Origin of the sequence: Acidovorax radicis N35 (genome assembly GCF_000204195.1) — a bacterium.
Classification (GTDB): domain Bacteria; phylum Pseudomonadota; class Gammaproteobacteria; order Burkholderiales; family Burkholderiaceae_C; genus Acidovorax; species Acidovorax radicis.
The window spans coordinates 647,748-659,505 of record NZ_AFBG01000020.1 but is presented as its reverse complement, the minus strand read 5'-3'; the positions used below and the strand labels follow the sequence as shown (position 1 = coordinate 659,505).

Sequence of the window (11,758 nt, the reverse complement as noted above, 5' to 3'; positions counted from 1 at the left end):
GGAAGTGGTGCGGATGGCGCATGGCAGCCCCCGAGGGCATCAACCTGCCAGTTGCTGCCAGGTCGCGATCACGCTGTCCGGGTTGAGCGAGATCGAAGAGATCCCCTCCGTGGCCAGCCACTGTGCAAAGTCAGGGTGGTCGCTGGGGCCCTGGCCGCAGATGCCGATGTACTTGCCCTGGGCCAGGCAGGCCTTGATGGCCTGGTGGATCAGCGCCTGCACGGCGGGGTCGCGCTCGTCGAAGTCTTGCGCCAGCAGCTCCAGGCCCGAATCGCGGTCCAGGCCCAGGGTGAGCTGGGTCAGGTCGTTGGAGCCGATGGAGAAGCCATCGAAGAACTCCAGGAAGCGATCCGCCAGGATGGCGTTGCTCGGCACCTCGCACATCATGATGACCTTGAGGTCGTCCTTGCCACGCGAGAGGCCATGGGTGGCCAGCAGCTTGGTCACGCGCTCGGCCTGGCCCAGCGTGCGCACGAAGGGCACCATCACCTGCACGTTGGTCAGGCCCATGTCGTTGCGCACGCGCTTCAAGGCCTCGCATTCCATCGCAAAGGCTTCGCCGAAGTCTTCGCTGATGTAGCGCGCCGCGCCGCGAAAGCCCAGCATCGGGTTCTCTTCCTCGGGCTCGTAGCGGCTGCCGCCAATCAGCTTGCGGTACTCGTTGGACTTGAAGTCCGAGAGGCGCACGATAACCGGCTTGGGCCAGAAGGCGGCAGCAATGGTGGCCACACCTTCGGCCACCTTGTCCACGTAAAAAGCGCGGGGGCTGGCGTGGCCACGGGCCACGGATTCGACGGCCTTTTTCAGATCGGCGTCGATCTGGGGATAGTCGAGGATGGCCTTGGGGTGCACACCAATGTTGTTGTTGATGATGAACTCCAGCCGCGCCAGGCCCACGCCTTCGTTGGGCAGCTGGCAGAAGTCGAAGGCCAGCTGCGGGTTGCCCACGTTCATCATGATCTTGGTCTTGATGGGAGGCATGGCGCCGCGCTGCACTTCCGTCACTTCGGTCTCGAGCAGGCCGTCATAGATGCGACCCGTGTCGCCCTCGGAGCAGCTCACTGTGACCAGCGTGCCGTCCTTGAGCAGCTCGGTCGCGTCACCACAGCCCACCACGGCCGGAATGCCCAGTTCGCGCGCAATGATGGCGGCGTGGCAGGTGCGGCCGCCGCGGTTGGTGACGATGGCGCTGGCGCGCTTCATCACGGGTTCCCAGTTGGGGTCGGTCATGTCGGTCACCAGCACATCGCCGGGCTGGACCTTGTCCATCTCCGAAATGTTGTGCACCAGGCGCACCGGGCCGGTGCCAATCTTCTGGCCAATGGCGCGGCCTTCGGCCAGCACGGCGCCCTGGCCCTTGAGCTTGTAGCGCAGCTCGGCCTGGCCCTTGGCCTGGCTCTTCACGGTTTCAGGGCGGGCCTGCAGGATGTAGAGCTGGCCGTCGGTGCCGTCCTTGCCCCACTCGATGTCCATGGGGCGGGCGTAGTGCTGCTCGATCACCAGGGCATAGCGCGCCAGCTGCTCCACGTCGGCATCGGTCAGCGAGTAGCGGTTGCGCTGTTCAGTGGGCACGTCCACCGTCTTGACGAGCTTGCCGCTGGCGGCCTTTTCTTCGGGCGTGGAGAACACCATCTGGATCAGCTTGCTACCCAGATTCCGGCGGATCAACGCCTTCTTGCCCGCCTGGAGCATGGGCTTGTGCACATAGAACTCGTCGGGGTTCACGGCGCCCTGCACCACCGTCTCGCCCAGGCCATAGCTGCTGGTGATGAAGACGACGTCTTCGAAGCCGGACTCGGTGTCGATGGTGAACATCACGCCCGCAGCGCCCAGGTCAGAGCGGACCATGCGCTGCACGCCGGCCGACAGGGCCACCACATCGTGTTCAAAACCCTTGTGCACGCGGTAGGAAATGGCGCGGTCGTTGTACAGCGACGCGAACACTTCCTTCATCTTGTGCATGACTTCGTCGATGCCCACCACGTTCAGGAAAGTCTCCTGCTGGCCAGCGAACGATGCATCGGGCAAATCCTCGGCCGTGGCGGACGAGCGCACGGCAAACGAGGCAGCGGGGTTGCCAGCGCTCAACTTGGCAAATTCGTCGGCAATGGCTTTTTGCAGGTCGGCCGGGAAAGGCTGGGCCTCGACCATGGCGCGGATTTCTGCGCCCACGGCGGCAAGCGCACGCACGTCTTCGGTGTCCAGGCTCTTGAGCTTGGCGCTGATCTTGTCAGCCAGGCCGTCGTAGGCCAGGAACTCGCGGAACGCGTGGGCGGTGGTGGCAAAGCCCGTGGGCACGCGCACGCCCTGCGGCAGCTGGGAGATCATCTCGCCGAGGGAGGCGTTTTTACCGCCTACGGCCTCGACATCGGTCATTCTCAGGTTTTCAAACGGTACGACCAGGGCGGTCGGGCTGAAAAGTGCAGACATGGGAAAGCTCCAGAAGTTGAAACCGGGTCTGCGCGCCCGCCCCCTTGGAGCGATGGGCGAGCGGCCATGCACAGGCTGCAGCTTTGTCGTTGTGGTTGTAGGCCGACGGTGTGCATGGTGAGAATTGGATAATTGTGACAATTGTAGGCCCGCGCATCTGGCAACGGGCTGACGCTTTCACGCGACTTACGCAAATGGGGCCATCACCACTTCTTTGTGGTGGCAACCCTGCTGGCGCAAGCCACATCCAAAAAAAGGGGCTCCATGCACTCGCGCACCGTATTTTTCGTCTCTGACGGCACCGGCATCACTGCCGAAACCTTCGGCAACGCCATCCTGGCCCAGTTCGAAATGAAGCCGCGCCATGTGCGCCTGCCCTTCATCGACACCGTGGACAAGGCCCACCAAGCCGTGCGGCAGATCAACCACACCGGCGAGGTCGAGGGCAAAAAGCCCGTGGTCTTCACCACCCTGGTCAATATGGAGGTGCTCAAGGTCATCCAGGAAGGCTGCAAGGGCATGCTGCTGGACATGTTCGGCACCTTCGTCCACCCGCTGGAGGAAGAACTGGGTATCAAATCGCACCACCGCGTGGGCCGCTTCAGCGATGTGAGCCGCAGCAAGGAATACACCGACCGCATCGAGGCCATCAACTTCAGCCTGGCCCACGACGACGGCCAGAGCAACCGCGACCTGGCCGGTGCCGACGTGATCCTGGTGGGGGTGAGCCGCAGCGGCAAGACGCCCACCAGTCTGTACCTGGCCATGCAATGTGGCCTCAAGGCCGCCAACTACCCGCTGATCCCCGAGGATTTCGAGCGCCGCCAGTTGCCGCCTGCGCTGGTGCCGTTCCGCAGCAAGATCTTTGGCCTGACCATCAGCCCCGACCGCCTGGCCGAAATCCGCGCCGAGCGCCGCCCCAACTCCCGCTACGCCAGCCTGGAGAACTGCCGCATGGAAGTCTCCGAAGCAGAGGCCATGATGCGGCGGGCGGGCATCCGGTGGTTGTCCACCACCACCAAGTCCATCGAAGAGATTGCCACGACCATCCTCCAGGAGATCCGGCCGGAGCGGCTGGTGTATTGAGGGCGGTGACGGTCGGTGCCTGCAGCGAGGTGACCGGTATTTTCAGGAAAATCGCCCCTTGCGCTCTATCTACGAGCATTTATTGCTATCAATAGCAGAGCAAAATCACTCCGTATTCGCTGCATCCAAGATGACTGATGAAGGGCGGAGGCTGACCGCCCGCAGTTCGTCATCATGGCCCCGAGCACAAGCCAAGGAAGCGCATGTGTGCTGCGCGGGCCGATTCGACGCGCAGGTGGTCACCCCCAGGGGAACCATCGCCGGTGGCGCTCGCGACCTGCGGCCCGCGGCGGGCGCCACAGCCGCCTGCCGGCGTATCCCCTATCGCCAGCCCTGGAAGCGTGGCAACCCCCAACACGTGCGACACTGCGTGCCCCGCAGGACCATGGACGTTTCTGGCCCATGGGGCTTTTCGCGGCCGAGCGAGTCTTTGAACAGGCTCCACCGTAGGCTCCCACCCGCACCTCGGCCGCGCCACATGGCGGCACGGCACACCACCCCCTTTTGATCGGGCCACCGCCCATCGCTCATCCCACCCGGAGTTTTCTTTTGAAAAAATCGCCAGCACTCAAAGTTGTTTTAGTGACCTTGATAGCCGCCACGGTAGTGACCCTGTATGTCGGCAAGCGCTGGTATGACTATGTGAGCAAAGCGAAGTCGCCCTACGACGAGGTGGGCATCGAACTCAACTCCAGAGCACCGGAACCACTCAACCGCTGGGGCTGCGCCCAGTTGCAAGAACGCTTTGCCAGCGCGGTACCGCCCTACGGGTGCGCTACCGGCAACGGCCGCCAGTGGAAATAGGGCAAAGTCGCAGCAAGCACAGGCAGGTAAAAAAGCCTGATCCAAAGACATTGAACACCATCCGTGGCGTGCCCGCGTATGGCCTCACCAAGACTTGCTTGGTGAGGCCCAGCGGGCCACCGCCTGCCCGCAGATCACCAGCGCAGCGGCGCGGCTTCGGCGTCCCAGAAGATCCATCGGCGCAGCTCCACATAAGGCGAGTTGCCGACGGAATACCGATCCATTTCCGTCTCTGACCGCTGCAACAGCACCAGGTAGCCGCCGTAACTTCCCACGAGCAGCAGGCTGCCATCCGGCGATACCTCTACCGCGCTGATCGTGCTGCCGATGTGGTGGCGCCACAGCGCCTTGCCGGCGTCGTCGCGGGCATGCAGGTAGCCATGGGCATCGCCCACGATCACCATGCCCGGCAGTGTGGCCGATGCGTAGACGCGCCATTCTGAGTCGATCAGCGTGCCCTCGCTGTCCTGCGCATCGTCCACGCGGCTCGCCACGGTGCAGCCGTTGTAGAAATGGCAGGAGTTGGCCCACAGCAGCGCGCTGTCGTGCGAGAAGCGAGTGTGGTGCGGGTAGTCGTCGGTCAGCAGCGTGCGCAGCACCTTGCCCTGGGCGTCGAGCAGGATGTGCCTGCTGTCCTGGTCGCCCAGGGCAATGTGCCGTTCGTCGGGCGAGAGCGCCATGTGCAGCATGCACAGCGCCAGCTGGCGGGGGCCGGTGTTCTCCCTTTCGTCCTCGCCGCCGTCCCCATCGTCGTCTCCGTCCCCGTTCTCATCTTCGTTGTCGTCGCGCTCCCCCACCTCCTGCATCTGGTTCTTGGGCCAGCTGTAAGGGCCGTCCTCGTCGAACTCCTGCGGGTGGATGCGCTGCACGCCGGCGGGCGTGAGCAGGTACACCCCCGTGGGGTTGCGCAGCAGAGCGCGCTGGCCGTCGTTGAAGGGGATGACTTCATCGCAGCGCTGGCCCAGCTCGCCTGCGGCGAGGCCCAGCGATGCGGGCAGCCCTTCGTTGCCTTGCGGCAGCGGCAATTGCGCGATCTGTGGCCCGCCAAAGCCCTGGTGCGTGGTGATATGGGTGCCGTCGCTCAGCGCAAAACAGCGCCCGTCGTGCGAGCGGCCCAGGCCCTTGAGCGCGGGCAGCGGCGTGAGCGCCGGGCCCTGCAACCGCACCCAGCGCGCGTCATCGCTGTGTTCCGCTCCGATGCGCGCCACCACACCATCGCCATCGGGCAGCCAGAACACCGGGCCGATGGACTGCCCCTGGTCTGCCTCCAGGTGCACATAGGCATCGGGGGCAAAGGCAAAGCGCTGGCGAAACCGTTCAGTGAGGGCCTCGTCCGCATGGCGGTTCACCACCCGGGCCAGCTGCAGCACTGTGGCGGCGCTGGCCTTGCGCGGGTCGTCGGGCAGTGTGTCGTTCGGGCCGTTCCGCCCGGCGCCTTCATCGTTGTCCCAACCTGGTGCCTGGTAGCCAGCCGCTTCGGCTGCAGCGGCGGCTGCCTGCTCCGCGAGCTGGTAGGCGCGGATGGCCGCCACATAGGCTTGGCCGCCGGCCTGCCACTGCTCGGACAGTGCCAGCAATTCGGGCGGGAACACGGCCGTATCCGGCAAGCCATGGACCAGTGGCGGCGTAGCCAGCAGGTGCACCGCAGCCTCTATGCGCCGGGCCTCGGCTTGCGCGGCGCGCTCCTGGGCCTGCTCGGCCAGTTTTTCGGCATGCGCCTGCAGCAAGGACGCCTCCACCATGCCATACAGGCGCAGCAATCGCGCAATGTGGTCGGCGGCGCCACACGGCAACGGCGGGCGGTTTTCGCTTTGCCGCTGGCTGTAGGTGAACTCCACCGGCTCCCGGCCCTCGCCCGGCCTGTCAATATCAATCTGGTAAGCGCCATGGGCGTCGTGCTCCGCGTCGCCGGGGGCGTCCTGGCCGTTCGCCCAGCTCACATCGAGCGCGCGGCACCAGAACTCACCTTCATGCATGCCAGGCTGGCGCGCGCCCACCCACACGTCGTCAAACCAGGTGCCGCGCTTGTCGGCATCCCACCAGTCGTTGTACTCCTCCGTGAATACGGGCAGCTGGGTGAAGCGCTCAATGCGCTTTGTTGTGATCTCTGCCTTCAATCGCCGGTACAGCGGGTAGCCCGCGCGCGACTGGCCCACGGCCCGGCGCACATAGTCGATCACGCCGCGCCAGGCCTGGGTGCAGGCCTCGTGCGCCTCTGGATCGGCGGCTTCGTCCAGCCCCCTCCAGTCGCCGGCCACGCCATCGTCGTAGGGGCGGTACAGCACAGACAGTCGCTCGGCCACTGGCACCGCTGGCACCACTGGCGCGGGGCGCTGCAGCTTGCCAGCCACCCGCCCTGGCCGCCGGGTTGGGGGCGCAGGTTCTTGAACGACCCCCATGTAGAAGTCCCAGGTCTTCCACACCGTCATGTACACCCTGTCGTCGTGCGGGTTTCCATCCCCATCCACGTGGCGGCGGCACAGTGAAAAATGGGTCTGCCCAAACCAATCGCGGACATGGTGTTCCTCGGGCGCCAGCGCGTCAGAGTTCACCGCAGCCAGGATGTTGGCCACGCTGATGGCCTCGTCCGCAAACAGATCGGAAGCCAGGGGCAGGTCGTTGTGGATATCACTGCTGCTGCGCACAGGGCTCTCGCCGCTGCGCACGGCGGCCACCACACGATCACGATCGAACAGGTCTGCCAAGCCGTCCTCTCCATCGTCGATGCCGTTGAAAAACCCTGGCGCAAACACCAGGCCCGCAGCCTCGCTCGAAAACTCCACGAGGCTGGGCACACCCCGCACCTCATCGAGCAAAAACTCCACGTCTTCCCCGCCAGCAAGGTGCAAGGCATAGGCTTCGGTGAAAAGCGCCACACGCGCCGACAACCCACCGTTCACCCGCAACTCCCCCGGCTCGCCATCGCCCCATAGCAACCCGTGGACCTGCAACGCACCCTGCACGTGCAGCAGCTGTCCCCCCACCACGGCGTGCGCCACCTGCACGTTGCCGAGCACGACGAGGTGGCTGGACCTGTAGGTGTCGCTGGAGGTCAGCGCACCATCGATCTGCAGGTTGCCCTCGATGAGGATCAGGCGCACACCACCGGGGGGTGGTCCTTTTGCGCCGGAGGTGGCCTGCGCCAGGGTCCGCATGGCACCGCCGATTTGCAAGGGGGTGTCCAGCGACAGCTCGGACCAGTGCACGTCGCCCGCGACCCAGGCCACGGTGGCATCGGCCCAGGCATCTGGCTCCGAACCCAGGAGCTCGGCCATCGGACCGTCAACGGGGAGCAGATGGGCCACATCGGCCAAAGTGACAAAACGCAGGATGGGCATGGTGCAGAGAAGGCGTTGTGCGCCGAACAATCGTTGAAAAGGCCTTCACAGGAGGAAGGCCTTCGTTGGCGCCAGGCGCTGATGAATGGATGGAGCCCACAGAGTTTTTGTCACCCGCAACCGCCCGCACAGGCCCGCGGTCGGTTGTGTGGTCTCTGGGGCGAATGACCTGGCTTGGCTTAGCCTAACAGCGACCGTGTGTCTCACCTGTTGTTATTTCAGCGACCGACGCACATGGGGAGAATGCTCTCAGTCCGCCGTCCAGCGCTGGATCGTCCGGCGGTTGCCCCCACTGCGCGCCTCAACCGCCGAAGCCGGGGGTCGAGCCTTTCAAGACGGTGGCCCTGCAGGCTCCTTTCAAAATAGCATTTGCTTCAATTTTGATAGCTGCTATCGCATTCCTGATAAGCGCCAGGGTCGTATTTCTTCTAAAAAATTTAAGGACTACGGTGCGAGGCGCCCAGCGCAGCAGCAAAAACAGACACACACCGCCGCTGGCAGGCCCCTTTTCATCCGTTCCGCTTACTTCACCACAAACCGCACGTTGGCCGCCTTCTTGCCCGGCAGTGTGACCAGCGCCACCACCTTCGTGCCCGCCGCCACCTTGAACGCGCCCTTGCCTTCCAGTTTGCCCTCGCCTGTGGACACCAGCATGGCTTCGGATTTTTCGGTGCCGTTGAGCAAGGTGAGCTTGGCACTCACGCCTTCGGTCTTGGCCGGCTTTCCGTGGTCGCGCAGGTGCAGCGTGATCACGTCCGGCTTGGCCACCAGTTCGTAGTCCATGTCATTGGCTTCGACCACGATGCCGCCGTGCAGCGGCTTGTGTTCGTGGCCATGGGCGTGGTCGCCTGCGGCGAAGGCGGTGCTGGAAAGAGAAACCGTGAGCGCCAGGGCGGCGCAAAGACGGGTTGTGGTCTGCATGGTGAACCTTTCAAAGGGTGGATGGAAAACATGGAGGAATCGAAACATCAGAACGCCTCGGCGTTCTTCTCGTCGAGCAGCCGCTCGGCGTCGCGACGGCCGAACAGCCAGAACAGGGCCGGGGTCAGGAAGGTGTCGAGCAGGGTCGAACTGATCAGGCCCGAGAAGATCACCACCGCCACCGGGTGCAATATCTCGGTGCCGGGGCGCTCGGCCTCCAGCAGCAGCGGTGCCAGCGCGAAGGCGGTGACCAGGGCGGTCATGAGCACGGGGGACAGGCGTTCGAGCGAGCCGCGCACGATCATCGCGGTGTCGAAGTTCTCGCCCTCCACACGCATCAGGTTCAGGTAGTGGCTCACCTTCAGGATGCCGTTGCGCACCGAGACGCCCGCCAGCGTGATGAAGCCGATCAGCGCCGCCACCGACAGCGGCTGGCCCGATATCCACAGCCCCAGCACGGCGCCCACCAGCGCCAGCGGGATGTTGGCCATGATCAGCGCCGACAGCGTGGCCGAGCGGTAGCGCGTGTACAGCACCACGAACATCAGCACCAGCGAGACCACGGCCAGCATGCCCACCAGGCGGCTGGCCTCCTCCTGCGCCTGGAACTGGCCGCCCAGGGTGATGAAGTAGCCATCCGGCAGGCGCGTATCGCCCACCACCTTGCGGATGTCGGCCACCACGTCGGACAGCGCCCGGCCCTGCGCGTTGGCCGACAGCACGATGCGCCGCTTGCCATCGTCGCGGCTGATCTGGTTGGGGCCGTCGCCGTCTTCGATGCTGGCCAGGCGCGACAGCGGCACCCGCCCGCGCGGCGTCTCGATCATGATCTGCGCCAGGCCCTCGAGCGAGCGCGCGCTCTCGGGCAGGCGCACCACCAGCGCGAAGCGCCGGCTGCCTTCCACGATCTGCGTGACCTTTTCGCCCTCCACCAGGCCCTGCAGCGTGGCTAGCACCTGCGCGGCCGGCACGCCGTACTGGGCGGCTGCGGCATGGTCCACGCGCACGGTGATCTGCGGCGCCAGCACCTGCTTTTCCACCTCCAGGTCGGCCAGGCCGTCGATGCTGGCCAGGCGCGCGCGCAGCGCATCGGCCTGGCCGCGCAGGGTGTCCAGATCCTCGCCGAAGAGCTTGATCGCGATCTGCGAGCGCACGCCCGAGAGCATGTGGTCGATGCGGTGCGAGATGGGCTGGCCGATGGCGATGGCCGCCGGCATCTGCGCCAGGCGGCTGCGGATGTCGGCCTGCACTTCGGCCATGCTGCGCGTGAGCTCGGCCGCGGGCAGCAGGCCCACGTCGAGCTCGCTCACGTGCACGCCCTCGGCATGTTCGTCCAGCTCGGCCCGGCCGCTGCGCCGGCCCACGTGCGTGACCTCGGGCACCTGGCGCACCAGCACCTCGGCCTGGCTGGCCAGCTGGGCCGATTCGGCCAACGTCACGCCCGGGTTCAGGCGCATGCCGATGAGCAGCGTGCCCTCGTTGAACGGTGGTAAAAATGTGGTCGGAAAGAACGGCACCGCCGCGACCGACAGCACCACCGCCACCGCACTCACCGCCATGGCGACGCGCGGGTGCGCGAGCACCCGAGTGAGCCCGCCGCGGTAGCGCGCCTTGAGCCAGGCCACCACGCGCGTGTCGCCATGGTCCAGGTTCTTCATGCGCGGCAGCAGGTAGAACGCCAGCACCGGCGTGACCGTGACCGACACCAGCAGCGATGCCACGGTGGAGACGATGAAGGCGATGCCCAGTGGCACGAACAGCCGCCCCTCGATGCCCGGCAGGGCGAACAGCGGCAGGAACACCAGGACGATGATGGCCGTGGCGTAGAGGATGCCCGAGCGCACCTCCATCGACGCGAGCTTGACCACCTCGATGGGGTGCAGCCGGTGGTTCGGGTGCTTGGCCCGGTCCATCTTCAGGCGGCGCAGCACGTTCTCCACGTCCACCACCGCATCGTCCACCAGGCCGCCGATGGCAATCGCCAGGCCGCCCAGCGTCATGGTGTTGATCGACAGGCCGAAGTACTTGAACACCAGCGCCGTGATGAAGATCGACACCGGGATGGCCGTGAGCGCGATCACCGTGGGCCTGAGCGTGCCCAGGAACACGAACAAAATCACTGCCACGAACACCGAGGCGCCCATAAGCTTGCCCTGCAGCGTGGTGACCGAGGCCTCGATGAAGCTCGCCTGGCGGAAGGTGACGCGCGGCGCCTCCATGCCTTCGGGCAGCGACTTCTTCAAATCACCCAGCGCCGACTCGATGCTGCGCGTGAGCGCGATGGTGTCCGCCGTGGGCTGCTTCTGAATGCCCAGGATCACGGCCGGCTTGCCCTCGAAGCCCGCGTCCCCGCGCTTGAGGGCGGCGGCAAAGGTCACCTCGGCCACCTGGCGCAGCAGCACCGGCTGGCCGTTCTTCGCGGTAAGGGCCAGGTTCTGCAGATCTTCCAGACGCGAGGTGCGGCCCAGGTGGCGGATCAGGTACTCGCGCCCGTTGAGCTCCAGAAAGCCCCCCGAGGTGTTGCTGGAGAAGCCCTTGAGCGCCCCCGTGAGCTGGTCGTGCGTGATGCCCAGTTCGGCCATGCGCGCCGTCTGCGGCTGCACCTGGAACTGCCGCACCTCGCCGCCGATGGGGATCACCTGCGCCACGCCGGCAATCGCCAGCAGGCGCGGTCGCAGCACCCAGTCGGCATACTCGCGCACGGCCATGGGCGTGGTGCGCTGCACGTCGATGGGGATCGCCACCTGCATGATCTCGCCCATGATGGAGCTGATGGGCCCCATGCGCGGCGTGACGCCCGCGGGCAACCCCTCCTCCATGGACGCCAGGCGCTCGGACACCATCTGCCGGGCGCGGAAGATGTCCGTGCTCCAGTCGAAGGTGACGTAGATGAAGGACAGCCCCGCGCTCGAGGTGGAGCGCACGCTCTCCACACCGGGCAGGCCGTTCATGGTCGTCTCCAGCGGGAAGGTGATGAGCTGCTCCACCTCTTCGGCGGCCATGCCGCCGGCCTCGGTCATCAGCGTGACCGTGGGCTTGTTGAGGTCGGGGAACACGTCCACCGGCGTGCGCGAGAGCGTGAAGGCGCCATAGGCCATGAGCACGCCGGCCGCGATGAGCACCAGCAGCCGGTTGGTCAGGCTGTTTTCGAGGAGCCACTTGAACATTGCGTGGTTCCC

General features: G+C 65.6%; 6 protein-coding genes. 2 read left to right on the top strand and 4 right to left on the bottom strand.

Annotated features, from left to right (window positions below; translation table 11 throughout):
* Positions 1-39: 39 nt before the first annotated feature.
* Complete coding sequence (ppsA, locus tag ARADN35_RS0116750; protein ID WP_010464086.1) at positions 40-2,430, bottom strand: phosphoenolpyruvate synthase; 2,391 nt, start codon at positions 2,428-2,430, stop codon at positions 40-42.
* 264 nt (positions 2,431-2,694) lie between these two features.
* Between ppsA and ppsR the strand changes: the two genes are divergently transcribed.
* On the top strand, positions 2,695-3,516 hold the full coding sequence (gene ppsR / locus ARADN35_RS0116745) for a posphoenolpyruvate synthetase regulatory kinase/phosphorylase PpsR (RefSeq protein ID WP_010464085.1): 822 nt from the start codon (positions 2,695-2,697) through the stop codon (positions 3,514-3,516).
* A gap of 582 nt (positions 3,517-4,098) precedes the next feature.
* The gene (locus ARADN35_RS0116740; RefSeq protein ID WP_029414107.1) at positions 4,099-4,320 is read left to right on the top strand and encodes a hypothetical protein; all 222 of its coding nucleotides are present in this window, start codon (positions 4,099-4,101) and stop codon (positions 4,318-4,320) included.
* Positions 4,321-4,454: 134 nt separating this feature from the next.
* Here ARADN35_RS0116740 and ARADN35_RS0116735 read toward each other — a convergent pair whose 3' ends face one another.
* The 3 genes from ARADN35_RS0116735 to ARADN35_RS0116725 all read right to left on the bottom strand — a co-directional run bounded on the left by ARADN35_RS0116735 (position 4,455) and on the right by ARADN35_RS0116725 (position 11,746).
* Positions 4,455-7,658 (bottom strand): WD40 repeat domain-containing protein, encoded by a 3,204-nt coding sequence (locus ARADN35_RS0116735; protein ID WP_035198192.1) that lies wholly within the window; start codon positions 7,656-7,658, stop codon positions 4,455-4,457.
* A gap of 522 nt (positions 7,659-8,180) precedes the next feature.
* Positions 8,181-8,579 (bottom strand): hypothetical protein, encoded by a 399-nt coding sequence (locus ARADN35_RS0116730; protein WP_010464082.1) that lies wholly within the window; start codon positions 8,577-8,579, stop codon positions 8,181-8,183.
* A gap of 47 nt (positions 8,580-8,626) precedes the next feature.
* A complete protein-coding gene (locus tag ARADN35_RS0116725) occupies positions 8,627-11,746 on the bottom strand; it encodes an efflux RND transporter permease subunit (protein WP_010464081.1) in 3,120 nt (1,039 codons plus the stop codon).
* Positions 11,747-11,758 lie beyond the last annotated feature (12 nt).

Coding starts and splice junctions, on each gene's coding strand:
- ARADN35_RS0116735 (WP_035198192.1), bottom strand. CDS start 7,658: ATGCCCATCCTGCGTTTTGTCACTTTGGCCGATGTGGCCCATCTGCTC.
- ARADN35_RS0116730 (WP_010464082.1), bottom strand. CDS start 8,579: ATGCAGACCACAACCCGTCTTTGCGCCGCCCTGGCGCTCACGGTTTCT.
- ARADN35_RS0116725 (WP_010464081.1), bottom strand. CDS start 11,746: ATGTTCAAGTGGCTCCTCGAAAACAGCCTGACCAACCGGCTGCTGGTG.
- ppsR (WP_010464085.1), top strand. CDS start 2,695: ATGCACTCGCGCACCGTATTTTTCGTCTCTGACGGCACCGGCATCACT.
- ppsA (WP_010464086.1), bottom strand. CDS start 2,430: ATGTCTGCACTTTTCAGCCCGACCGCCCTGGTCGTACCGTTTGAAAAC.